21 protein-coding genes and 1 pseudogene are annotated in these 24,836 nt (G+C 69.1%); all 22 read right to left on the reverse strand.

Going from position 1 to position 24,836, the window contains the following annotated elements:
- Positions 1-97 precede the first annotated feature (97 nt).
- The 22 genes and pseudogenes from VXD91_RS03220 to mraZ all read right to left on the reverse strand — a co-directional run bounded on the left by VXD91_RS03220 (position 98) and on the right by mraZ (position 24,615).
- A complete protein-coding gene (locus VXD91_RS03220; protein WP_212812057.1) occupies positions 98-928 on the reverse strand; it encodes a sterol desaturase family protein in 831 nt (276 codons plus the stop codon).
- 12 nt (positions 929-940) lie between these two features.
- Positions 941-1,645, reverse strand: coding sequence for a GntR family transcriptional regulator (locus VXD91_RS03225; protein WP_212812058.1), 705 nt, complete (start codon positions 1,643-1,645; stop codon positions 941-943).
- A 141-nt stretch (positions 1,646-1,786) separates the two neighbouring features.
- A complete protein-coding gene (locus tag VXD91_RS03230; protein WP_212812059.1) occupies positions 1,787-3,280 on the reverse strand; it encodes a nitrate/nitrite transporter in 1,494 nt (497 codons plus the stop codon).
- Between the two features lie 611 nt (positions 3,281-3,891).
- Positions 3,892-4,278 (reverse strand): annotated as a pseudogene (locus VXD91_RS03235) (hypothetical protein); the annotation flags it as partial.
- A gap of 10 nt (positions 4,279-4,288) precedes the next feature.
- Positions 4,289-5,086, reverse strand: a complete 798-nt coding sequence (locus VXD91_RS03240; RefSeq protein WP_212812061.1) for a DivIVA domain-containing protein — start codon at positions 5,084-5,086, stop codon at positions 4,289-4,291.
- Between the two features lie 268 nt (positions 5,087-5,354).
- Positions 5,355-5,648 carry a YggT family protein gene (locus VXD91_RS03245; RefSeq protein WP_020103629.1) on the reverse strand — a complete coding sequence of 98 codons (294 nt, stop codon included), beginning with the start codon at positions 5,646-5,648 and terminating at the stop codon, positions 5,355-5,357.
- A 122-nt stretch (positions 5,649-5,770) separates the two neighbouring features.
- The gene (locus tag VXD91_RS03250) at positions 5,771-6,409 is read right to left on the reverse strand and encodes a cell division protein SepF (RefSeq protein ID WP_212812062.1); all 639 of its coding nucleotides are present in this window, start codon (positions 6,407-6,409) and stop codon (positions 5,771-5,773) included.
- Between the two features lie 65 nt (positions 6,410-6,474).
- Positions 6,475-7,278, reverse strand: coding sequence for an alanine racemase (locus VXD91_RS03255; protein WP_212812063.1), 804 nt, complete (start codon positions 7,276-7,278; stop codon positions 6,475-6,477).
- Positions 7,275-7,985: a peptidoglycan editing factor PgeF gene (gene pgeF, locus VXD91_RS03260; protein WP_082371024.1), complete on the reverse strand. Its 711-nt coding sequence runs from the start codon at positions 7,983-7,985 to the stop codon at positions 7,275-7,277. The genes VXD91_RS03255 and pgeF overlap by 4 nt, the downstream gene beginning before the upstream one ends.
- Before the next feature lie 42 nt (positions 7,986-8,027).
- Positions 8,028-9,206, reverse strand: coding sequence for a cell division protein FtsZ (gene ftsZ, locus VXD91_RS03265; RefSeq protein ID WP_212812064.1), 1,179 nt, complete (start codon positions 9,204-9,206; stop codon positions 8,028-8,030).
- Between the two features lie 207 nt (positions 9,207-9,413).
- The gene (locus tag VXD91_RS03270) at positions 9,414-10,394 is read right to left on the reverse strand and encodes a cell division protein FtsQ/DivIB (protein ID WP_305798713.1); all 981 of its coding nucleotides are present in this window, start codon (positions 10,392-10,394) and stop codon (positions 9,414-9,416) included.
- Positions 10,391-11,842 (reverse strand): UDP-N-acetylmuramate--L-alanine ligase, encoded by a 1,452-nt coding sequence (gene murC, locus VXD91_RS03275; protein ID WP_212812065.1) that lies wholly within the window; start codon positions 11,840-11,842, stop codon positions 10,391-10,393. Before murC ends, VXD91_RS03270 begins: the two co-directional genes overlap by 4 nt.
- Positions 11,839-13,002, reverse strand: coding sequence for an undecaprenyldiphospho-muramoylpentapeptide beta-N-acetylglucosaminyltransferase (gene murG / locus VXD91_RS03280; RefSeq protein WP_256445356.1), 1,164 nt, complete (start codon positions 13,000-13,002; stop codon positions 11,839-11,841). The genes murC and murG overlap by 4 nt, the downstream gene beginning before the upstream one ends.
- Positions 12,999-14,735 (reverse strand): putative lipid II flippase FtsW, encoded by a 1,737-nt coding sequence (gene ftsW, locus VXD91_RS03285; protein WP_212812066.1) that lies wholly within the window; start codon positions 14,733-14,735, stop codon positions 12,999-13,001. Before ftsW ends, murG begins: the two co-directional genes overlap by 4 nt.
- 295 nt (positions 14,736-15,030) lie before the next feature.
- Positions 15,031-15,696: a DUF5642 family protein gene (locus VXD91_RS03290; RefSeq protein ID WP_212812067.1), complete on the reverse strand. Its 666-nt coding sequence runs from the start codon at positions 15,694-15,696 to the stop codon at positions 15,031-15,033.
- A gap of 69 nt (positions 15,697-15,765) precedes the next feature.
- The gene (mraY, locus tag VXD91_RS03295; RefSeq protein WP_212812068.1) at positions 15,766-16,845 is read right to left on the reverse strand and encodes a phospho-N-acetylmuramoyl-pentapeptide-transferase; all 1,080 of its coding nucleotides are present in this window, start codon (positions 16,843-16,845) and stop codon (positions 15,766-15,768) included.
- Positions 16,842-18,341, reverse strand: a complete 1,500-nt coding sequence (murF, locus tag VXD91_RS03300) for a UDP-N-acetylmuramoyl-tripeptide--D-alanyl-D-alanine ligase (protein ID WP_212812069.1) — start codon at positions 18,339-18,341, stop codon at positions 16,842-16,844. The genes mraY and murF overlap by 4 nt, the downstream gene beginning before the upstream one ends.
- Positions 18,338-19,879 (reverse strand): UDP-N-acetylmuramoyl-L-alanyl-D-glutamate--2,6-diaminopimelate ligase, encoded by a 1,542-nt coding sequence (locus VXD91_RS03305; RefSeq protein WP_212812070.1) that lies wholly within the window; start codon positions 19,877-19,879, stop codon positions 18,338-18,340. Before VXD91_RS03305 ends, murF begins: the two co-directional genes overlap by 4 nt.
- 36 nt (positions 19,880-19,915) lie before the next feature.
- Complete coding sequence (locus tag VXD91_RS03310) at positions 19,916-21,859, reverse strand: penicillin-binding protein 2 (RefSeq protein WP_212812071.1); 1,944 nt, start codon at positions 21,857-21,859, stop codon at positions 19,916-19,918.
- Positions 21,856-23,058: a hypothetical protein gene (locus VXD91_RS03315; RefSeq protein WP_346414644.1), complete on the reverse strand. Its 1,203-nt coding sequence runs from the start codon at positions 23,056-23,058 to the stop codon at positions 21,856-21,858. Before VXD91_RS03315 ends, VXD91_RS03310 begins: the two co-directional genes overlap by 4 nt.
- Positions 23,058-24,206 (reverse strand): 16S rRNA (cytosine(1402)-N(4))-methyltransferase RsmH, encoded by a 1,149-nt coding sequence (gene rsmH, locus VXD91_RS03320; protein WP_346414645.1) that lies wholly within the window; start codon positions 24,204-24,206, stop codon positions 23,058-23,060. The genes VXD91_RS03315 and rsmH overlap by 1 nt, the downstream gene beginning before the upstream one ends.
- Positions 24,181-24,615, reverse strand: coding sequence for a division/cell wall cluster transcriptional repressor MraZ (gene mraZ, locus VXD91_RS03325; RefSeq protein WP_020103613.1), 435 nt, complete (start codon positions 24,613-24,615; stop codon positions 24,181-24,183). The genes rsmH and mraZ overlap by 26 nt, the downstream gene beginning before the upstream one ends.
- Between the last annotated feature and the right edge of the window lie 221 nt (positions 24,616-24,836).

The raw sequence follows: 24,836 nt of genomic DNA on the forward strand, positions 1-24,836 counted from the left end.
CACATCAACCCGAGCTCACCTGGCCGTCCGGGCATGGTGCGCAACATGTTTCACGCCGGAATCACGATGGAAACCTGCCGGAAATCTGTGAGCTGCGTTACGCGCTGTCGGGCGACCAGCCCGGGCCACGGAACGTGTGTCCGAAGCGCTGCTTCCACGTCTTGGTCGCGCGCACATCTTGCCAGATCGCGGTGTATTCGTGGGTGGCAACCCGCAGCGGGTTGAACGTCTTGATGTTCTTGGTCAGACCGTAGACCACACGCTCGCCCTCAGGGCGGAAACTGCCGAACAGCCGGTCCCAGATGATCAGGATGCCACCGTAGTTGGTGTCCAGGTACTGGTCATTGGAACCGTGGTGCACGCGGTGATGCGACGGCGTGTTCATCACGAATTCGATGGGCCGCCACAGCTTTCCGACCCGCTCGGTGTGGATGAAGAACTGGTACAGCAGACTGACCGACTGCTGCAGCAGGATCATCCACGGCGCGAAGCCGAGAAATGCCAACGGCAACCAGAACGGCAGCGCCGTGAACGGCGTCCACGTCTGCCGCAGTGCGGTCGACAGGTTGTAGTGCTCGCTGGAGTGGTGCACGACGTGGCTGGCCCAGAACAGCCGGATCGTGTGGTGCGTCCGGTGATACCAGTAGTAGACGAAGTCGTCGGCGACGAACAGCGCGATCCAGGTCAGCGGATTGTCGGCGGGCAGATGTACCGGCGCCACCAGGTACGCCGCGCTCAGCGCCGCCAGGACCACCAGCTTCCAGCCGATGTTGATGATGACGTTGCCGATGCCCATCGTGAGACTCGTTCGGGAATCCCGGAATTCGTATCCGACCTCGTCGTCGTCCGGCAGGAAGCGGAAGGACAGCGCCTCGAGCACCAGACAGAGCACGAACACCGGCACGGCATGCAAGATCAGATCGAACATGGGCAATGACTCCTACTGCTGAGCGGAAAGGATTTCGACGACCCGGCCCAGCAGGTCGTCGGCCACGCGGTGAGCGGCGTCGGCGTCGCGCGCAACGAGGTGCCCGGCCAGCGTGATGTGGGCGTCGCGGTCGGCCAGTTCGGCGGACGTACCGAGGTCGGCGATCGAGCCGAAGCCGATGTCGGCGAACGCCGCGACCAGCGTGTTGAGCGCCAGCCGGTAGGCCAGGTTGCCGCTGCCGTCGACGATCGCGGTCCAGAACGTCAGGTCAGCGGCGATCGATTCGTCGGTGTGCTGCGCCGGGTAGGCCGCAGCGGCATCGGCGATGACCGCCAGCTGCTCGTCGGAGGCGTTCCTCGCGCACAGCCGGGCCGCGTCGGCTCCGACAGAGCGGCGCATCACCATGATGTCGCAGGCGATCTGCAGCGCCGGCACGGCGCCGGTGGCGGCGAGGGTGCTGAGAACGTCCAGGCCGGCCGTCTGCCGCCAGTCCTGGACCCTGGTCTTGCCGCCGTGACTGATCCGCACCAGCCGGGCCTGCTGTAGCCGTTTGAGTGCTTCCCGGATGGCGTGCCGGTTCACCGCGAAGGCCAGGGCCAGCTCGCGCTCGGACGGCAGTGCGTCGTCGACCGCGACGCGACCGGACAGGATCTCGTCGACGAGGTGCGCGAAGACCGAGTCACTGACCGCGGACCGCGTGACGGGTGCGATGTCCATGGGGTCAATGATCAGGGTCGCCGCGACTACTGGTCAACTGGTTGGACCAGTTATCTGGATCACAAACTTCCCTGCCCCGAACAACGAAATGCCCCGCGGGAAACTCCCGCGGGGCATTTCGGCCAACTGGCCAGAAGCCGGCTACGTTGCCGGAACGAAATCCCGGCCGACGTGCTCGCCCGTCGCCGCACGCAGGTGCGGCTGACGCAGGAACACGAACCAGGTGACGACACCACACACCACGTAGAAGGCGAGGAACACCCAGAATGCGGTGGTCGCGGAGTGCGCTGGCCCGGCGTAGGACGCCCGGAGCACGATGTTGACGAGCACGCCACCGAACGCGCCGACCGCACCGGCGAAGCCGATCAGTGCGCCGGACATGCTGCGCGACCACAGGGTCTTCTCCGCAGCACCCAACTCGTCCTTGCTCTGCGCCTTGGCTTCGAAGATCGACGGGATCATCTTGTAGGTCGACCCGTTGCCGAGGCCGGTCAGGATGAACAGCACCATGAAGGCCGTGATGTAGACAGCCATCTGCGCACCCGTCGCCGGACCCTTGGTGGCGTCGTCCCACATGCCGGCGCTGACCAGGACTGCGGTGATGGCCGTCATCGCCGTGAAGACGTACAGCGTGATCTTGCCGCCACCGATCTTGTCGGCGAGCTTGCCGCCGAACGGACGCGAGATCGAGCCCAGCAGCGGGCCCAGGAAGGCGATCCACGCGGTGTGGATGGAGGCGTCGAAGTTGGCCTTGGCCAGCTCCTTGGCGGCTTCCTTGGGCAGCTTGGCCACCGACGCGACGTGGTACTTCTCCAGCAGCGGCGCGACGTCCTGTGCGGTGAAGTTGATGTTCAGAATCTGGGTGAACGCGAAGCTGAACCCGATGAACGAACCGAACGTACCGATGTAGAGGAAGCACATCACCCACGAGTTGCGGAACTTCATGGCCTCGACCATCGCCGAGAGGTTCGACTTCTGGCCCTGGATGTTGTCCATGAACAACGCGGCACCGAGGGCCGCGGCGGCCAGCAAGACCAGATAGATGGCGCAGACCACCTCGGGACGACGGTTGCCGAGCGTGGCGATGGTGACCAGGCCGATGATCTGGATGACCGGCACACCGATGTTGCCGCCGCCGGCGTTCAGGCCCAGCGCCCAGCCCTTCAACCGCTGCGGGTAGAAGGCGTTGATGTTCGTCATCGACGACGCGAAGTTACCGCCACCGAAACCGGCGACCGCCGCGACGATCAGGAACGTCGTGTACGACGTACCCGGATGCATCATGAAGTACATGGTCAGCCCACACGGGATGGCCAGCATCAGGGCGCTGAAGATCGTGAAGTTACGGCCACCGAACCGGGCCGGTCCGATGGTGTAAGGGATGCGCATGAACGACCCGACCGCGATCGGGACGGCGCCGAGGACGAACTTGCCCAGGGCATCGATGCCGTAGACGGCCTGCGGCATGAACAGCACCATCACCGACCAGATGCTCCACACCGAGAAGCCGACATGCTCGGCGAAGATCGACCAGATCAAGTTCCGCTTGGCGATGTTCTTATTGCCCGCGTCCCACGCAGCAACATCCTCAGCATCCCAGTGCTCGATGTCGCGGTTTCGACTCAACAGACTCACAAAGCCTCCCAGGTAGGAAATTGGTTGGCTACATATGTACGGGCGCGCGATGCCGCGGCTGTTGCCCTTCGGTGTCAGCAAAGTCAATAGGCACTCACTTGGAGGGCCCTGTGGTTCGTGACCGCCATGATTCACAGCCGTCGTATCGACGCAACAAGCACGAAATAAGCGGGGCGCGAGAGTTCGGGCGGGCGCATGCGGCCGACGGCGGTGCCGATCAGGTGGTCGATGCCGGATGCGGGGCCGAGGAGTACGTGACTTCAGTCGTGGTGGCGATCCGCGGCGGTTGTTGAAGTCAGGGACGTCTGACGGCCAGAACTGGTACCTGGCTTCGCGCACAACACCTCACGTGCCTGGCGATTGAAGCCATGTACTTCTCCGGCCGGGTGGAGAAAAAGAGCACCGCCGCGACGGGGAGTCCGTCGCGGCGGTGGCATCAGTATGAAATTGAGAGCGCCGGGGGCTCAGGCCTTCTTGGCCTCGTCTTCGTCTGCCTTGGCTTCTTCGTCTGCCTCGGCTTCCTCGGCGCCCGCTTCCTCAGGCTCGTCGGTTTCCTCGGCAGCGTCAGCGGCCTCGGACTCCGCCGATTCCGTGTCGGTCGTGATGACGGTCGCCGCTTCGGTCTCGGGCTCGTCGGAATCAGAGCTTTCGGCCTCGGCCTCTTGGGGCTCGTCAGACGCCTCGTCTTCTGAAACCTTCTCGGCCACAACCGTTTCGGGCTCGTCGGCCGGGTAGTCCTCGACAGGCTCCGCGGCGGCTTCTTCCTCCGCCGCGGCTTCCTCGCCGGCCTCGGTGGCCAGCGCGTCGTCGACGTCGGGGGCGGACTCGGCCGCCGCACCGCCGCGCGAGCGTTCGCGCAGTGCGTCGACGATGAGCAGCAGCACCCCGATGACGCTGGCGCCGATACACACCCAGGCGATCAGCTCATTGCTCGTGACAATCGCGGTCACCAGCGCGGTCAGCCCGATGAGGGCAAGGACCAGGGCAATGATCAGCATTGGTCAGCCGTCAGCTGTTGCCCCGGTTGAACTGGCCGAAGCCAGCACCCTCGCCACCGGCCGCCGAATCCGCCGGAGCGGCAGAGCCGCGCTGGCCGAGCTCCTCGAGCTGGGACTCCAGGTAGGTCTTGAGACGGGTGCGGTACTCGCGCTCGAACGTGCGCAGCTGCTCGAGGCGGCCTTCCAGCACCGTGCGCTGCTGGTTGATGTTGCCCATGATCTCGGTGTGCTTGCGCTCGGCGTCGGCCTGCAGGGCGTCGGCCTTGTCCTGGGCCTGACGCAGCTGGGCCTCCGAACGGGTCTGCGCGTCCGCCAGCATGGCCTCGGCGCGCGCCTTGGCGTCGGCGACCGTGGTCTCGGCAGTGCGCTTGGCGTCGCTGACCAGGGCATCGGCCTGCGCCCGGGCGTCGGCGAGGGTCTTGTCGGCCTCGGCCTTGGCCGAACTGGTGAGACGGTCGGCGGTGTCCTGGGCCAGGCTCAGCACCTTGGCCGCGCGGACGTGGTGGTCCTCGCCGACCGGCGCGGCGACAGGAGCGGCCGCCGGCGCGGGCGCCGCGACGGGCTCGGGCTCCGGCGCAGGCGGGGTGAAGACCGGAGCCGCCACCGGCTGGCCGGTGCGGGCGGACTGGAGCTCGGCGTCGAGCTCGGCGACCCGCTGCCGCAGATCGCTGTTCTCTTCGATCAGCCGAGTCAGCTCGGTCTCGACGAGATCGAGGAATGCATCGACCTCATCCTCGTTATAACCGCGCTTGCCAATCGGCGGCTTGCTGAATGCGACGTTGTGGACGTCAGCCGGAGTTAGCGGCATCTTCTGCCCCCTTGCAGTCTGGACCGTCAATCGGTGTCAAAGTGTAGAGCGATCAAAGTGTAGAGCGATCGTGGAGTAACTGGCGTCCATCCTGTCACAGCAGACCCGTCGGTTGCAGGCGAGGTCCGGAATTAAGAACGAATTTCAATGTTTCATTGGAATTCGGCAACGCGGCCCGACGCGCGGCGCGAATTGACCAAAACGAAAGAAGCGCATTAATTACATAAATGTAATTAATGCGCTTCTGCAGGTCAGGGGAACGTCGCGCTCAGGCCCCCACCTGATCGAACGACAGCCGCATGCCGATGAACACCACCATGAGCAGCACCACGATGGACAGGTCGACCCGGACCGGCCCGATGGTCAGCGGAGGGATCAAGCGCCGCAACAGCTTCACCGGAGGATCGGTCACCGTCATGATCGCCTCGAGGATCACCACGGTCAGTCCCCTCGGCTGCCAGTCCCGGCTGAATCCGCGGATGAACTCCACCACCACGCGGGCGATCAACAGCAGCCAGAAGACGAACAGCGCAAAACCCAGAATGTCGAAGAACAGGGTCAATGCAACAGACCTCACTAGCGCGGGAAAAGCGCCGACTGCTGTCGGCGCTTGGGAGCGAGCCTACCTAACGCAGACCCCTCCGGCCGGGGGCCGAAGGGGTCTTGCGTGAAGCTGCGCAGGTGTTACTGGTAGCTGTAGAAGCCCGCCTCGGCGATGCGGCGACGCTCCTCGGCGCTGACGTCGACGTCGGCCGGCGACAGCAGGAACACCTTGGTGGCGACCTTGTCGAACGAGCCGCGCAGCGCGAAGGCCAGGCCGGCGGCGAAGTCGACGAGGCGCTTGGCGTCGGCGTTGTCCATCGACACCAGGTCCATGATCACCGGGGTGCCGTCACGGAAGCGCTCACCGATGGTGCGGGCCTCGCTGTAATCCTTGGGACGCAGGGTCGTGATCTTGGCGAGGGCGCTGCCGGCCTCGAACAGCTCGGCCATGCGGCGGGGCTCCATGGCGACGGCACCACGGGTGGCACCACGCAGGGTGTTGAAGCGCGGACGCTCGAACTCGCGCGGGCCGCGCGCCGGCATCTCGTCGTAGCCACCGCGGTAACCCATTGGGGCACTTTCGTATTCGCGGCCCATGCGGTCGTCGTAGCCGCGCGGCTCACCACGGCCGTAGTCGTCGTCCTCGAAACGCTCGTCGCGGGGGCGGCGCGGCGCCTGGTAGGCGCGCGATGGACGGTCTTCGTCGTCGTAGTACTCGTCGTCGTAGTCGTCCATCGGCGCCATACCGAAGTAGGCCTTGACCTTGTGCAGTGTGCTCATCGGATGCCCCTAGCTAAGAATGTGGTGTCTGGTGACTGTGATGTAAGTGTGACTGGAGTGACTACTCATGGTGACGTTAGAGGACGCGGTCCCATTAACGCGGTACCGACACGCACACACGTTGACCCGTGTCGCACCGCGATTTCCAGGTCGTTGGACATGCCCGCGGAGAGCCCCAGCCGGTGGGGGTATTGCGTTTGGACCCTGAGCAATTCAGCCTCCAGCCGCGCAAACTCCGCCTCGGCGTCGCTGGTCAGCGGCGGGATCGCCATCAGGCCCGCCAAACCCAGGCCCGGGGCCGCGTGCGCGGCCGCGCACAGATCGTCCACCAGATCGGGCCGGTCCACCGGGACGCCGCCGCGCGCCGGATCGCCGTCCAGACTGACCTGGATGTAGACCTGCAGGGGCTCGGACCTGCGGCCTTGGTCCAGCGCCTCGACCGCGCCGCGGGACAACGCCGCGATCAACGGCCCGGTATCGACCGAATGCGCCACCGCCGCCCAGCGCGCCACGGCCCGCGCCTTGTTGCGTTGAATTCGGCCGATCATGTGCCATCGAATTGCATTGTTCGACTCTATGTTCGATGACGCATCCAACAATTCGCCCGGCGCTGTGATCAATTTCTTGTCCGACAAGACGCCCGACACCTCATCGACTTTGCCTGAGGCTTCCTGCTCCCGGGATTCACCGAATGCCCGGCAGCCCAATCCGAACAGCGCAACAACATCACTCGCCGGAAAGAATTTGGTCACCGGAAGAAATTCGATGTCGGCCCGATCCCGGCCGGCGGCTGCCGCGGCAGCGTCGATCCGCTCCTGAATCCGGGCCAGCGACGCGGCCAGTTCGGCCTCGCGCGGCGTGCTGGTCATTCCATCCACACCACCGACGCCAGCCGCCCGGTCGGGGCGCCACGTCGGTGGCTGAAGAGATTCGGATCGTCGACCGTGCAGCGCGGGTCGATGTCGATGGCCTCGATACCCAAGCCGGCCAACTGCTTGGCGATGCCGGCCCGCAGGTCCAGACCCACCGTGCCGCGGGCGGTCGTGGTGATGCTGCCCGGCAGCACCGCCTCGACGTCGTCGGCCATCTCGTAGGGCACCTCATAATTGCGGCCGCTGACCGCCGGACCGAGCAGCACCGAGATGTCCTGCACCTGCGCACCGAGTTTCTGCATCGCCTCGACCGTGCGCAGCACCACGCCCTTCTGCGCGCCGACCCGTCCGGCATGCACGGCGCCCACCACACCGGCGCGCGCATCACCCAACAGGACCGGCACACAGTCGGCCGTGATCACCGCGAGCGGAAGCCGCGGTGTCGCGGTGACCAGGGCGTCGGTGTTGTCGTAGGCTCCCCCGGCTCCAGTTCCAGGGCCCTCGACAACTTCGACATGGTCACCGTGCACCTGGTTCATCCACACCAGCGGGCCGTGCCCGATGGCCTCGGCCAGCCGAGTCCGGTTGGCCGCCACGGCCTTTGGATCGTCGCCGACGTGGTCACCCAGGTTGAACGTGTCGAACGGGGCCTTCGAGACCCCGCCCGCACGCGTCGTAGTCACTCTGCGGATACGGAACGTCACGATGACAAATTTATCCGGCGTATCCGCGCCACTCGGTCACCGTCAGTGCTTCATGAACGGCGGCACGTCGACGTCGTCATCGTCGTCGCCGCGGCCGCCGACGCTCACCGTCACACCGTTGGTCGCCGCCGGGACGGTACCCGGGTCGGCGTTGAAGGCACCGACCTTGCCGGCGCTCGCCGTGCCGAAGGTCTGCGCCCGGTGCGCGCCACCGGCAGCAGCCGGCGTCGCCGTCGCACCCGGCACCGCCGAGGTGACGGGCTTACGACTCTGACCCGCGGTGTCGAACCCGGCCGCGATGACCGTGACCCGGACCTCGTCGCCCAGCGAATCGTCGATGACGGTTCCGAAGATGATGTTGGCCTCGGGGTGCGCGGCGTCCTGCACCAGCGACGCGGCCTCGTTGATCTCGAACAGACCGAGGTCGCTACCGCCGGCCACCGACATCAGCACGCCCTGGGCGCCGTCCATCGACGCCTCCAGCAGCGGCGAGTTGATGGCGATCTCGGCGGCCTTGAGCGCACGACCGTCACCGCGGGCCGAACCGATACCCATCAACGCCGTGCCGGCACTGCTCATGACGCCCTTGACGTCGGCGAAGTCGACGTTGATCAGGCCGGGCGTGGTGATCAGGTCGGTGATGCCCTGCACACCGTTGAGCAGCACCTCGTCAGCGCTGCGGAACGCGTCCATCAGCGAGACGGCGGCGTCGCCCATCTGCAGCAGGCGGTCGTTGGGGATGACGATCAGGGTGTCGCAGCTCTCGCGCAGTGCCTGGATGCCCAGCTCGGCCTGGTTCGAGCGGCGCTTGCCCTCGAACGAGAACGGGCGGGTCACCACACCGACGGTCAGCGCGCCGAGCTTGCGGGCGATGCCGGCGACGACGGGCGCGCCACCGGTGCCGGTGCCACCACCCTCGCCGGCGGTGACGAACACCATGTCGGCGCCGCGCAGCAGCTCTTCGATCTCGTCCTTGGCGTCCTCGGCGGCCTTGCGTCCCACCTCGGGGTCGGCGCCGGCACCCAGGCCACGGGTCGAGTCGCGACCGACATCGAGCTTGACGTCTGCCTCACTGAGCAGCAGCGCCTGCGCGTCGGTGTTGATCGCGATGAACTCGACGCCGCGAAGGCCCTGTTCGATCATGCGGTTGACGGCGTTGACGCCGCCGCCGCCGACACCGATCACCTTGATGACGGCGAGGTAGTTATGCGGGGGTGTCATCTGACGTCTTCCTCCCTGGCTCGGTTTGTCCTGAGCAAAACTTCTCGAATCAAAACCCTAAACCTCAACCATAGGGTTAGAGTTATGTCAAGTTGTTCCGCGCAAACAGAACGGTAGGGTGCGGCCGCGCCGCAGCCGTGCAGGCGCGCCGAGAGTTCACGCGATTTTTCTCGGCCCGGACGAGCACAGCGACGGGAAGTCGATGAGCTACTTCACAGTGGGCAGGTCGGGACTGGACACGTCATAGGTGTGCCCCGGCTGCGTGAGCAGCGCGCCCAGCTTGAGCGCCTTCTCCTCCGTGCGGTCGGTGGTCCCCCAGATGACCTCACGACCGTCGTTCAGCGTCAGCGTGACGGCGGCAACCGACGGCGCCCCAACCCGCGCGACCTGGCTGAACACCTCAGGACGCAGCGACAACAAAACCTCGAGGGCCGCCAGCGTCGCCGGATCCTTCGGCCCCGGATTGTCGGCATCGAGGTACGGCAGTCCCTGCGGCGGCGGCTCGGTCGCGAAATCCACCCCGTCGCGGTCGAACAGGTGCGGACCGTCCGGATACTCCTTGGCCGCCACCGGGACCCGCTCGGCCACCGTGATCCGCAGCGTGGACGGGTACTCCCGCTGCACCCTGGCGCTGGCCACCCGCCGGATCGTGGCGACCCGTTCGGCCACCGCGTCGGTGTTGACCTGCAGCAGCGGCGTGTCCGGTTTGACCGCGGCGGCCGCCTTCACCTCGTCTTCGGTGAGGCTCGCCAGACCGGTCACCACGGTGTGCCGGACCGCCATGATCGGCGTGAAGTACAGCACCAGACCCAGCGTGACGGCGACGACGGCCGTCACCGCCGACCACAGCAACATCTTCAGTCCACGGATGACACCGCGCGTGGGCGCCTTCGGCTGCTCGGACAGGCCCGCCGCCCGGCGCCGGGCCTCCTGACGCGCCTGCTCCAGGGCCCTGGCCCGCTCCAGCGCGATGCGGCGTTCCTCCCGCTCCCGCCGGGCACGGCGACGGGGCCCCTCGTAGTCGGGTGACGCGGGATCGGCCGACGCGGCGTCCGGCGCCGCCTCGTCCGCGGGCGCTTCTGCCGCCGCGTCCGGCGCCACCTCCGCCGCGACCTCGCCCGGCACCGTGTCGTCCTGCGCCGCAATAGGTTCGGCAGCCGGCTCCCCCGAGCCGTCCTCCACGGTCACGGCGTGGGCCGTCCCGGAGCTGCGCGGTTTGCCTTGATCTCCAGCGCGGTCAGGATCTCGCGGCCCAGCAGCGTGACATCGCCGGCGCCCATGGTGACGATGACGTCACCGGGACCGGCCTTGGCCGCCACCTGCTCGGCGACCGCGGAGAAGTCCGGCACGTAATGCACCGGGGCCGAGACGTGTTCGACGATGCTCGCGCCGCTGACGCCGGCCAGCGGGGCCTCCCGCGCGGCATACACGTCGAGGACGAACACCTCGTCGGCACGATCCAGCGCCTGGCCGAACTCCTTCGCGAAAGTCTGTGTGCGCGAATACAGGTGGGGCTGGAACACCACGATGGAGCGCGACGTGCCGGCCACCGCCCGCAACGCCTCGAGCGTCGCCCGGACCTCGGTGGGATGGTGCGCGTAGTCGTCGAAAACCCGGACGCCGTAAGCGGTTCCGACCGCCTCGAAGCGGCGCCGCACGCCTTCGAACCCGGTGAGACCGTCGAGCACGGCCTCCGGATCCGCGCCGACCTCGCGGGCCGCCAACAGCGCGGCCAGCGCGTTGAGCGCCATGTGCTTGCCCGGCACCGACAGCCGCATGCCCCGGCGGTGCGGCTCGCCCGCCAGTTGGATGGCGGCCACGCCGCCGGTGCCCTGCTGCTGCCAGGTCAGCAGCGTGGCTTCCAGATCCGTGCGCTGCGCACTACCCATGCCGTACCGCAGCACGCGAACGCCGCGCTCCACCGACCGCTGGGCCAGCGCCTCGGCGCCCGGGTCGTCGGCGCACACCACCAGCGCGCCCCCGGGACGCAGCCGGGCCACGAAGTCGTCGAACACCGCGGTGTAGGCCTCGACGCTGCCGAAGTGGTCCAGGTGGTCGGCCTCGATGTTGGTCACCACCGCCACGTCGGGCGTGTATTCGAGCAGCGAGCCGTCGCTCTCGTCGGCCTCGGCGACAAAACAGTCGCCGCTGCCGTGGTGCGCGTTGGTGCCGGCCTCACCCAGGTCGCCACCGACGGCGAACGACGGGTCAAAACCATTGTGCTGCAACGCCACAATGACCATCGACGTCGTCGTGGTCTTGCCATGCGTGCCGGTCACCAGCACCGAGCGGTAGCCGTCCATGAGCTTGGCGAGCACGACCGGGCGCATGATCACCGGGATGCCGCGCCGGTGGGCCTCCACCAGCTCAGGGTTGTCCCTGGGGATGGCGGCGTGCGTGCTGACCACGACGGTCGGACCACCCGGCAGCATGTCCAGCGACGACGCGTCGTGCCCGATCCGGATCTCGGCCCCGCGGGCCCGCAGCGCCGCGACACCACGGGATTCCTTGGCGTCCGAACCGGACACCTGGCCGCCGCGGTCCAGCAGAATCCGGGCGATGCCGGACATCCCGGCACCGCCGATACCGACCATGTGCACCCGGGCCAGCTCGGGTGGCAGCTCCCGCGCCGTCACCGGGCATCCGATCCGGCCGCGACGCCCGCGACTTCCAGGGCGATCTGCGCCACCCGCCGGGCCGCGTCACGGTGGCCGGCCAGCGCGGCCGCCGTCGTCATCTGATCCAGTGCGGCGGTGTCGCGCATCAAGTTTCCGATCCGTTCGGTGACGAAGTCCGGGGTCAGCTCGGCGTCGTCGACCAGCAGGCCGCCGCCGGCGTCGACCACCGGGAGTGCGTTGAGTCGTTGCTCGCCGTTGCCGATCGGCAGCGGCACGTAGACCGCGGGCAGACCGACGGCACTGACCTCGGCGACGGTCATGGCGCCGGACCGGCAGATGGCCAGATCGGCAGCCGCATAAGCCAAATCCATGCGGTCGAGGTACGGCACCCCGACATACGGCGGCGCGCCCGGCGCCGGCTCCGGCAGCTCGAGGGTGTTCTTGCGGCCGTAGGCGTGCAGGACCGAAACACCTTGCGCGGCGAGGCTTTTCGCCGCACCGGAAACGGCGCGGTTGAGCGACTGCGCGCCCTGGGAGCCGCCGAACACCAGCAGCACGCGGGCGTCGTCGGCGAATCCGAAGAACTCGCGGGCCTGCGCGCGCAACGCGGCCCGGTCGAGCGAGGTGATGGACTCGCGCACCGGGATGCCGACGACCTCGCCGCCCTTGAGACCCGAATCCGGTACCGCGGCCAGCACCCGGCGCGCCGAGCGGGCGCCGACCTTGTTGGCCCAGCCCGCGCTGGCGTTGGCCTCGTGCACCACGACCGGGACGGTGCGGCGCCGGCGCAGTCCCCCACCGCGGGCGGCGAGGTAGGCCGGCAGCGAGACGTAGCCGCCGAAGCCCACGACGACGTCGGCCTGGACGGCGTCGAGGACGTCGCGGGTCTCACGCACCGCGGCGCGAACCCGCAGCGGCAGCCGCGCCAGGTCGGCAGAAGGTTTGCGCGGCAACGGAACCGGCGTGATCAACTCGAGGTCGTAGCCACGTTCGGGAACCAGCCGGGTCTCCAGCCCGCGGGCCGTGCCGAGGGCGGTGATCCGGACATCGGGCCGCAGCGCCACCAGTGCGTCGGCGACCGCCATCGCGGGTTCGATGTGACCTGCGGTGCCGCCTCCGGCCAGAACCACCGAGATGCGGGGCCCTCCCCCGTCGCTCCGGCCCGAACTCACACTCACCCGTACCGCTGACCTTCCAATGTGCGGACCCGCGGGTCCGACCGGCGCGGGTCACGTCTTTGTTGACCCTTGAGGTCACCATTTTGCCTTGCACGCCGTCCGGCACCGTCGGCCGGTACGGGGTTTCGGCGGGCGCGGTCCGACCGCCGGTCCGGTTCCTCGGTGCGTCGCGTGCGCCGCGGGGCGTCGGTCCGGCGCTGCCGGCCCGGCGGCTCCTGCCGGGTGGCCTGCCGGGTGGGGCGGGCAGCCTTGGCGGGCTTTGCCGGCTTGGTGGGTTTGGCCTGCCGGGCGGCAGGCTTGCGGACCGGCTTGTCGCCGCGGCCACGCAGCCGGTCCCGGGCCGAGTCCAGCGTGGTCGGCGAATACGGCACGGGCGGCGGCAACCGCAGGATCCGGTTCATCCGGTCGTCGCGGCCGGCGCGCAACGCGGCCACCGCCTCGGGCTCGTGGCGCGCCGCATTGGCGATCAGGCCGATCAGCAGAAGCGTTGTGGCCGTTGCGGTTCCACCGGCGGAGATGAGCGGCAGCTGGATACCCGTGACCGGCAGCAGGCCGAGCACGTAGCCGACGTTGATGAACACCTGGCCGACCACCCACAGCGTGGTGGTGGCGGTCAGCAGCCGCAGGAACGGGTCGACCGACCGGCGGGCGATGCGCATACCGGTGTAGGCGAACAGGCCGAACAGCGCCAGCAGGCCCGCGGCGCCGATGAAGCCGAGTTCCTCACCGATGATGGCGAAGATGAAGTCGTTGTGCGCGTTCGGCAGGTAGTTGAACTTCGCGGTGCCCTGCCCCAGCCCGTCACCGAACATGCCGCCGTTGGCCAGCGCGTACTTGGCCTGCCGCGACTGATAACCGATGCCCTGCAGGTCGGAGTCGGGGTCCAGCCACGCCCGCACGCGGTCGGAGCGGTAGCCGGCCGAGACCGCCATGATCGCGGCCGCACCGATGCACAGGACCAGGGAGCTCAGGAAGATCCGCAGTGACAGACCGGCGTACCAGAGCAGGCCGAGCAGCACGATGCTCACCGACACCGTCTGCCCGAGGTCGGGCTCGGCCACGATCAGGCCCAGCGCCAGCACCGCCGCGGGGACCAGCGGGAACAGCAGTTCTTTCCAGCCGGCGTGCTGCATGCGGCGGGTCGCCAGCAGGTGCGAACCCCAGATCGCGAAGGCGATCTTGGTCAGCTCGGACGGCTGCATCGAGAAACCGGCGACGACGAACCAGCCGCGGGCGCCGTTGGACAGGTGGCCGATGCCCGGGATCAGCACCAGGGCGATCAGCACGAGGCTGACGATGAACGCCGGCAGCGCCATCCGGCGCATGAACGCGATGGGCAACCGCAGCGCGACGTAGAACGCGATGAGGCCGATGACGGTCCAGAGCACCTGCTTGGCGAAGATCGTCCAGGGCGAGCCGTCCTCGTCGTACGAGTGCACGCCCGAGGCCGAGAGCACCATGGTGAGACCCAGGGTGATCAGCAGTGCCGCACAGGCGATGACCAGGTGGAACGACGTCATCGGCCGGCTCAGCCAGGCCCCGAACCGGGCCCGGGGGCCCTGCCGCTTGGGTTGAGCGGCCTTCGCCGTCGACTCCGCGGCCGCGTCTTTGCCCGCGTCTTTGCCCGCGTCTTTGCCGCCGGCGTCGGAGGCGCTCGGGTTCTTCTCGTCCGGGGCCTGCGGCGTTTCCGGGCCGGCTTTGCCCCGGCGCAGCTTTGCAAGGATGTCCGGCATGTGACTACCCGACCTCGTCGTTCACATTGGTCACAGAAACCACAACTGTCCCTTGCATCCCAAAATCCTCCCCTGTCGCACCCGCAGGGCGTGGCACATCCGGCGCGTGTCGCCGGAATGGGGCGATTTGCCAGGAGTCCCTCATCACACGGCCCGCGAGGCCCCCGTGGCTCCTTGACACTGCGCCGCGGGCGCACGGTCAGCGGCGCGCCGTCACGAATGCGACGTCACGGCGAGATTCGGCGCGTTCTGCCGCCGCCTGGTTACATTCGCGGCGGCCGCGGCGTCGGAGAAATCAGCTCTTGATCGCCGCGACCGCCTTGACGAGCAACTCCTTGGCGACCTGCGGATCGACGTCGGCCTGGACGACGGCCACCGTCTTGTCCCCCAGGACGGCGGTGTAGGTGGTCTCCTCGATGGCCTTGCCATTGGCGGCGATGTGCGCCTGTACGCCCATGGTCTTGGCGCCCGCGATGTCGGGGCCGGGAACGCGGTCGACCGTTGCGGTGACGCCGTCGGTCGAGTCGACGGTGAACTGATCGCAGCCCGCGTGGCCGAGTTCGCCGACGGTGCCGGCCGCTTCCGCCGCCATCACGATGACGGTGTGGCCCTCCTGGTTGCTGCCGATGAAGCCCGCGGTCTTGGCGCCGACGCCGGCGGGCGCGAGCGGCTTGAGCAGCGACGCGCACTCGGCGGGAGTGACGATCGACGGCGGAGTTGTGGTGAGCGCGCCGACACCAGGTGCGTCCAGCTTCTCCTGCGTGACGGTGTCGGCCTCCAGATCCATCGGGTCGTAACCCGGCGGCAGGCTGCTCTTGGCACCGCCGACCTTCGAGATGTCGTACTTCGCCGCGGCCTGGCCACCACTCCCGGACTTGCCGTCCGAACCGCCGCAACCGGCGATCAGCGCCGCGCCCGCCAGCACGACAACCGGCCCGACCAGGTATTTCTCGACACTCATGGCGCGAACCCTAACAGCGGCCTCGGGCACCACCGCGCAAATGCTGAATGTCGGCTGGGAGCCGCGTGTCTAGCGGCCACCCGCCGACAGCCATTCGCTGTAGAACAGCGCCACCCCGAGCCCGCAGGCGATGGCAGTGAGCAACCAGAACCTGATGATCACCGTGGTCTCGGCCCAGCCGGCCAGCTCGAAATGATGGTGGAACGGCGCCATGCGGAACACCCGCCGTCCCGTGGTGCGGAAGGCCAGGATCTGGACCACGACCGAGGTCACCTCGGCGACGAACAGGGCGCCGAGCACGATGGCCAGCGTCTCGGTCCGGCTGGTCACCGACAGGCCGGCGATGATGCCGCCCAGTGCCAGCGAGCCGGTGTCACCCATGAAGATCTTCGCCGGTGCGGCGTTCCACCACAGGAAGCCGATGCATGCGCCCGCTGTCGCGGCGGCGACGAGCGCCAGGTCCAGCGGGTCACGAACGTTGTAGCAGCCCGGTCCCGGGCTGGTGGCGCACGCGTTGCGGTACTGCCAGAACGTGATCAGCACATACGCCGCGCTGACCATCGCCATCGCGCCGGCCGCCAGCCCGTCCAGACCGTCGGTGAAGTTGACGGCGTTGGACCACGCGCTGACCAGGATCACGATGAACAGCACGAACAGCAGCGGGCCCAGGGTGACGGTCGCGATCTCGCGCACGTAGGACAGGCCGGCGCTGGCGGGCGTCAGCCCGTAGCCGTTGCGGAACTGCAGCACCAGGACGCCGAACAGCACGGCCGACACCAGCTGGCCGACGGTCTTGGCGGTCTTGTTCAGACCCAGGTTGCGGGCCCGGCGGAGCTTGATCAGATCGTCGATGAAGCCGACGGCACCCAGCGACGTGGCCAGACCGAGCACGAGCAGGCCCGAGGCCGACGGCCCCTCGCCGTCGACCAGCAAGCCGACAAGGTGGGTACCGAGATACCCGCACCAGATGCCGGCGATGATCGCCACGCCACCCATCGACGGTGTCCCGCGCTTCTTCTGGTGGCTGGCCGGACCGTCCTCGCGGATCTCGTGACCGAAGCCGCGGCGGGTGAACAGCCGGATCAGCACGGGCGTCAGCACGATCGACACCGCGAGCGCGATACCGACGGCGAACAGGATCTGGATCATGCCTGCCCCTCCCGTGCCAGCTCCTCGGCCAGCGCGCCGAGCCCCGCGGAGTTCGAGGCCTTGACCAGCACGACGTCGCCGGGCTCCAGCTCGGCGCGCAGCAAATCAAGCGCGGCTTCGGCATCGGGGACGGGCGATACCTCGCTGCCCCACGAACCTTCCATCACCGCGCCGTGTTGCATGGCGCCCATAGTCCTCCCGGTTCCGACGACGACCAGTCGTGACACATCTAAACGCACGGCCAGTCGACCGATGCTGTCATGTTCGGCAATCGCGTCGTCACCCAGTTCGGCCATCTCGCCGAGCACCGCCCAGCTACGCACCGGCGCGCCGGATTCGGCGCGCGCCGACTTGGCCATCCAGGCCAGTGCCTTGAGGCCCGCGCGCATCGAGTCGGGGTTGGCGTTGTAGGCGTCGTTCACCACGACCACGCCGTCGGCCCGGGTGGTGACCTGCATGCGGTGCTTCGAGACGGGGCCGGCGCCGGCGAGCGCGTCGGCCACCTGCGGCAGCGTCGCGCCGCATTCCAGCGCGACGGCGGCGGCGCTGAGCGCGTTGGACACCTGGTGGTCGCCGTGCACGGCCAGAGCGACGTCAACCTGCTGCTCCCCCGCGTGCAGGGTGAAGCGCGGGCGGGCCAACTCGTCGAGGGTGACGTCACCGGCCCACAGGTCGGCGCCCGGCGAGCGGGATACCCGCACGACCCGGGCCCGGGTGACGTCCGCCATGGCGGACACGGCACCATCGTCGGCATTGAGGATGACGACACCGGATGCCGGGACAGCCTGCGGCAGTTCGGATTTCGTCGCGGCGATGACGTCGCGTGAACCGAATTCGCCGAGATGCGCGGTGCCGACGTTGAGCACCACACCGATCGACGGCGGCGCGATCTCGGCGAGCGCGGCGATGTTGCCGGGGTGCCGCGCGGACATCTCCAGCACCAGGAAGTCGGTGTCGCCGGTGGCGCGCAGCACGGTCCACGGATGGCCGAGCTCGTTGTTGAACGATCCGGGCGGCGCGATCACCTCACCCAGCGGCGCCAGTACCGCGGCCAGCAGGTCCTTGGTCGACGTCTTGCCCGACGAGCCGGTGACGCCGATGATCCGCAGACCGCCGGCGGTCAGCCGGTCGGCCACGGCACGGGCCAGCTTGCCCAGGGCCGCCAGCACCGCGGCACCCGAGCCGTCGGTGTCGTGCTCCAGCGCGCCCGAGGCCGAATCGACCTGTCCGGCAACCGGTTTCACGACGATGGCCGGCACGCCGACCGGCCGGGCCGCCAGCACCGCGACGGCACCTGCCGCCACCGCACCCGCGGCGAAGTCGTGTCCGTCGGTCCGGGCGCCCGGCAACGCCAGGAACAGCCCGCCTGCGGTGACAGCCCGCGAGTCGAATTCGACGGTGCCCGTCACACGCGTGGCGGCGGCAGCCTCCGGCGTGATGTCGGACAGTTCGCCGCCGACGATGTCGGCGATCTCTGCCAGGGTCAGGTCGATCATGCGGGTGACTCCCCAGCTTTCCCGGCCGCCGCATCGAGCGAGGCGGCCAACTCATCACGATCATCGAAGGGCCGGGTCTGGCCGGCGCGGGTCTGGCCCGACTCGTGGCCCTTGCCCGCCACCAGGACGGTGTCGCCCGCGCGCGCCCAGGCGACGGCGTGGTCGATGGCGGCCCGGCGGTCACCGATCACCACCACCTCGGCCGAACCGTCGGCGGCGCCCGCGGCGATGGTGGCCCGGATGAGGTCGGGATCCTCGTCACGCGGGTTGTCGTCGGTGATCACGACCAGGTCGGCGAGTTCCGCGGCGATGCGTCCCATCGGTTCGCGCTTTCCGGCATCCCGGTTGCCGCCGGCGCCGAACACCACCGCCAGGCGGCCCTGGGTCTGCGGGCGCAGCGTCTGCAGCACCGCCTCCAGGGCGCCGGGCTTGTGCGCGTAGTCGACGAGGGCCAGGAAGTCCTGGCCGCGGTCGATGGGCTGCAGGCGGCCGGGCACGGTGGCGGTCGCCAGTCCGGGTGCCGCCTGCTCAGGCGTGACACCGACGGCGTCGAGCAGTGCCACCGCGAGCAGCGCGTTGGCGACGTTGTAGCCGCCGGGCAGGCCGATCCGCAGCGCGTGCCGGGCGCCGTCGGGCCCGACGGCGGTGAACTGCTGGCCGCCGCGGTCCGCCTCGATGTCGGTGACGGTCCAGTCGGCGTCGCCGGTGGTGCTGACGGTCACCGGATCGGCGGCCCGCGCCGCCATCTTGCGGCCCCAGTCGTCGTCCACGCAGACGACCGACACTTCGGCATGGTTGGGCGAATCAGGTTGGAACAGCCGGGCTTTGGCGTCCAGGTAGGCGTCCATGGTGGGGTGGAAATCGAGGTGGTCGCGCGACAGGTTTGTGAAACCGCCGGCGGCGAAGCGCAGCGCGTCCACCCGGCCCAGCGACAGCGCGTGGCTCGACACCTCCATCACGACGGTGTCGACACCGCGTTCGACCATGGTGGCCAGCAGCGCCTGCAGCGCCGGCGCTTCGGGGGTGGTCAGGGAGCTCGGCAGGTCGCGCCCGTCGATCCGGATGCCGACGGTGCCGATGAGCCCGGCCACCCGTCCCGCGGCGCGCAGCCCCGCCTCCACCAGATAGGTGGTCGTGGTCTTGCCGGACGTTCCGGTGATGCCGATGACGCGCAGCCGCTCCGAGGGCCGGCCGTAAATTTCGGCGGCAACTTCCCCTAGGACCGCCCGCGGGTCGGGGTGCACGAGGACGGGCACATCCACGTCCAGGAGCTCCCGCCCCTCCGGGTCGGTCAGCACCGCGGCGGCGCCGGCCGCGACGGCGTCGGCGGCGAACCGCGCGCCGTGGGCGGCCGATCCCGGCAGCGCCGCGAACAGGTCACCGGCGACGACGTCGCGACTGCTCAGCGTGACACCGGTGACGCGCAGCTCACCGGCCTGGGCCTCGGACGGCAGCGCGGCGCCGACGTGGTCGGCCAACGAGCCCAGCGCGGCCCCGACAGGGTCAGCGGGGCGCAAGGTAGGCGAAGACATGGCCATGACACAGTACCGGGCCGGAGACGGGCGCCCCGCCCGTCAGGTCGCCTGCAGGACCAGCGGCGGACCGGGGTCCGGCGACAGCGGCACGTTCTCGCGCTGCATCAGCCAGGCCGCGATGTTGTGGAACAGCTGCGCCATCGAGTGGCCCGGCGTGCCGTCGGCATTGCGCTGCGGGTTGTTGGCCATGATCCCGACGACGTAACGCGGGTCGTCCGACGGCGCCATGCCGGCGAAGGTGATCCAGTAGTGGTCGTCGTCGTAGTAGCAGCCGCACGCCGGGTTGATCTGCTGGGCGGTACCGGTCTTGCCGGCCATCTGGTAACCCTCGACAGCGCCCGGCCAGCCGGTGCCCTGCTGGGTGCCGCGCGGGTCACGCTGGAGGGTCGCGCGGAACATGTTGCGCAGTGTCGCCGCGGTCTGCGGCGACACGACCTGCACGCCCTCGGGAGCCGCCTGGTCCTGGTGCGTGCCGTCGGCCGAGACGATCGACTTGACGATGCGCGGCGGGATGCGCAGGCCGTCGTTGGCGATGGCCTGGTACATGCCGGTCATCTGCAGCAGGGTCATCGAAAGGCCCTGTCCGATGGGCAGGTTCGCGAACGAGCTGCCCGACCACTGGTCGATCGGCGGGACCAGACCCGCGCTCTCCCCGGGCAGGCCCGAACCCGTGCGCTGGCCGAGGCCGAACTTCGTCAGCATGTCGGCGAAGCGCTCCGGGCCGACCCGCTGGGCCAGCATCAGGGTGCCGATGTTCGAGGACTTCCCGAAGATGCCGGTGGTGGTGTACGGGTCGGTGCCGTGGCCCCAGGCGTCGCGGATGGTGACACCACCCATGTTGTAGCTGCCCGGAACCTGAAGCACCTCATCGGGATTCGACAGCCCGAACTCGATGACCGACGCCGCGGTGACGATCTTGTTCACCGAGCCCGGCTCGAACGGCGACGTCGCAGGCAGGTTTCCCATCTGCTTGTCGTCCTGCCGGCTCAGCTCCTGGGCCGGATCGAAGGTGTTGTCGTTGGTCATGGCGAGGATCTCGCCGGTCTTCGAATCCAAAACCACCGCGGACACGTCGTGCGCGCCGGACATGTCCTTGGCCTGCTGCACCTGCTGCTGGACGTAGTACTGGATGTCGTTGTCGAGCGTGAGCTGGATGGTGGCGCCGTTGATCGCGTCGTGCCGGTCCCGGTAGCTGCCGGGGATCACCACGCCGTCCGAGCCGCGGTCGTAGGTGACCGAGCCGTCGGTGCCGGAAAGCTTTGCGTCGAAGGAATCTTCGAGGCCGAGCAGGCCGTGGCCGTCCCAGCCGATGTCGCCGACGACGTTCGCGGCCAGCGAGCCACCGGGGTACTGCCGGATGTCCTGCCGCTCCGCGCCGACCTCTGGGTACTTCTTGGTGATGGCGTCGGAGATCGCCGGGTCGACGGCCCGCGCCAGGTAGACGAACGAGTCGCGGCCGGTGATCTTCTTGGCCAGGGTCGCGGCATCGGGCTTGTTGTTCAGCAGGCCGGCCACGCCGACGGCGATCTCGTTGAGCCGCTTGTCGGGGTCCGGCGCCGCCGGGGTCTTGGCCTTGGCCTCGGTCAGCTGCTGACGGATCCGGTTCGGCTGGAAGGTCAGCGCGCGGGCCTCGATGGTGAACGCCAGCTTGGCGTTGTTGCGGTCGATGATGCTGCCGCGCACCGCCTTCTGCACGTCGGTGACCTTGAGCTGGCTGGCGGCCTCGGCGCGCAGACCGGCCGCCCGCGGGCCCTGCAGGAAGAACAACTGGACGGCCGCGGCCAGCAGCACCACCGCGATAACGATGTTGCCGGCCTTGTGCCGGAACCCGAACGAGCCGGTCCGCCCCTCGGGCACGACGGCCTCACGGGTCCGCCGGTCGTGCGCCGAATGCGGTTGCGCGGGACGCGGTTTGGCGGCCGGCCGCTTGCGGGGCGCGCCCGTCCGCGCGGCAGCGGTCTTGCGCGGTCGCGTGCCGCTCATGCGGGCAGACCGGGGGCGGGCTGCGCCGGCGCCGGGGCCGGGGCGACCGGGGCCGGGACCTGTGCCGGGGCCGGAACCTGCGCGACCGGGGCTGGTGCGACGGACGCCGGCAGCGCGGCCTCAGGCTGCAACGCCGGGCCGGGCAGAGTGCCCTGCCCAGGCACCGGGAGCGCCGGAGCCGCGGGCACGGGCGCCGCGAGGGCGGGCGCCGGGAGTACCGGAGCCGCAGGCGCCGGTGCGTGCACGACCTGCTCGCGCGGGTCGACCACGACGGGCGCCGGAGCGGCGGCCGGGGCCGGAACACCGGCGGGAGCCGGAGCGGCACCCGGGACCGGAACAGCTGCGGGAGCCGGAACAGCTGGGACACCCGCCGGAGCAGGGACGGGAGCGGCAGCAGGTGCCGGCTGCGGGGCGGGCGCGGCAGCCGGGGCCGGGCGCGGGGCCGCGGCCGGGGCGGGCGGGGCCGCTTCGGGCAGTGGCGTGTTCAGCGGTGGTGGCGGCACCCCCTGCGCCGGCTTCGGGCTGCCGACCAGCAGCCAGTTGCCGGTGGGGTCCTGCACCAGGTGCGCGGTGTCGCGCGACGGGATCATGCCGAGGTTGCGCGCCGCATCGGCCAGGGCCGGCGCCGCCTGCGCGACCAGCACATCCCGCTCGAGCGCCTCTTTCTGTTGCTGCAGAGCCTGATTGATCTCCTTGGCGCGGCCCAGCTCGTACGACCGTTCGGCCGCGGAGGTCGACAGCCACAGCGTGACGCCCAGACCCATGCCCAGTGCCCCGATGATCAGCACGACGAACGGCACCCGCGCGATCAGATGCCGCGGGTTGAGGTCCATCTCGGCGATGCGGATGAGCAGCCGCTCCCGCAGCGGGGTGCGAACAACCTTGGGCGCCTTGGCCTTCCGCGCCTTGGCGCGGGCCTTGGCCTGTGAGGCGCTCTTGGGTCGCGACGGCGCCGCCGTCGGCCGGGCGAACGGTGTGGTCTGTGGGCCGGCGCCGGTGGGCTTGGACCGCTGCGGCCGGACGTCGCGCTTGCCGCGCTTGACGCGCGCGTCAGTCTTGTTGTCGCGCTTGGCTTCCCCCTTGCCACCCTCGCGACGCGATGCCGGGTCGCCGCCGCGGCGCGTGGTGCGGCGGCGCGGATCGGGGTCGGAGTCCCGTCGAGCATTGCCGCCGCGTACCGGTGCTGGCCGCTTTGCCATCACAGACCTCCCCTTGTGACAACTTTTTCCAGTGCGCGCAGGCGGACGGACGCGCTGCGCGGGTTCAATTCGAGTTCGTGTTCGTCGGCCCGCTCGGCGCCCCGGGTCAACGCGGTGAAGAGCGGCTCGTAGCCGGGCAGCTCCATGGGCAGGCCCTCCGGGGTACGCGATGCGATGGCATCGGTGAAGTAGCCCTTGACGATTCGGTCCTCCAGCGACTGATACGCCTCGACCGCGATCCGGCCGCCGGGACGCAGCGCGTCCAGCGCGGCGGGGATCGCCGCCCGCAGACAGTCGAGCTCGCCGTTGACCTCGGTGCGCAGCGCCTGGAACGTCCGCTTGGCCGGATGCCCGCCGGTACGACGGGCCGGGGCCGGGATCACCGCGTAGAGCAGCTCGACCAGCTCGGTCGTCGTGGTGAACGGGCGGCGGGCGCGCTCCCGGACGATCGCGCCCGCGATGCGCGAGGCGAACTTCTCCTCGCCGTACTCGCGCAGCACGCGGGTCAGTGCCTTGGCGTCGTAGGTGTTCAGGATGTCGGCCGCCGTCAGGCCCGAGGACTGGTCCATGCGCATGTCCAGCGGCGCGTCCTGCGCGTACGCGAAACCGCGCTCGGCCTGGTCGAGCTGCATCGAGGACACCCCGAGGTCGAACAGGATGGCGTCCAATTCGCCTGGCCGGTAACCGGATTGGGTCAGCGCCTCGTCGATGCCGTCGTACGGGGTGTGGACCAGGTGCACGCGGTCACCGAACGGCGCCAGGCGCTCCCCCGCGAGCCGCAGCGCGGTCTGGTCGCGGTCCAGGCCGATGAGCGTCACAGCGGGGAACCGCGTGAGGAAGGCTTCGGAGTGGCCACCGGCGCCGAGCGTCGCGTCGATCATGACGGCGCCGGCACCATCGGCGCTGACCCGGGTGAGGGCCGGGGCCAGCAGCTCGACGCAGCGGTCCAGCAGCACCGGAATGTGCGGCCGACGATCGGTCAACGCAACACCCCCAAAAGGCTTCAGCTGGTGGATTTGTGCGGCCCCTGCAGCGAGGTCTCTGTCCGAGTTCGCGAACCTGACGTTGGGGAAGTACGCCAGGGCCGGTTCGGGCAGAGGCCACGCTGCACGGGCCTGCAGGTCAAAGGGTGCTGCCGAGCGCTTCATCGCTTGCCGCGGAGAAGTTCTCTTCGTGAGTTTCTTGGTAGGTCTGCCAGGCCGCGGCATCCCAGATTTCGAGGTAGTCCACCGCACCGATCACGACGCATTCCTTGGTCAGGCTCGCGTAGCGACGGTGGTCGGCCGACAGGGTGATGCGGCCCTGAGCGTCGGGGTGCTGCTCATCGGCGCCCGCGGCGAAAACGCGCAGGTCGGCACGAGCGGCGGGGTCGTTCCGGGGAGTGCTCGCCACGCGGCGGGCGATCTCGGCTTCGAACTCGGCCCTCGGGTACACGGCGAGGCTGTGATCTGGACTTTTGGCGACCATCAACCCTCCTGCCAGTGCATCGCGGAACTTGGCGGGCAACGTCAGTCGCCCCTTGTCATCGAGCTTCGGCGTGTAGGTACCCAGGAACATCAGGCACCTCCCACCGCTCCGGAGTCCGGTCTCTCCGATGTCCGCCACATTACCCCACAATCCCCCACTTCTCTCCATCTCAAGTCTAAAAATCGCCTTATCTGCCCCACCTGACGCAGCAATCACGAGAGAGCGGGAGTGGAGAACGGCCTCAAACGGCCAGGCTGACCGCCAAAATCCCAGTTGGCGGCCCGTGCGGGAGATTGGTGGGGCATTGTGGG

The sequence above is a fragment of the Mycobacterium sp. SM3041 genome (assembly GCF_039668335.1).
In the GTDB taxonomy this organism is placed as follows: domain Bacteria; phylum Actinomycetota; class Actinomycetes; order Mycobacteriales; family Mycobacteriaceae; genus Mycobacterium.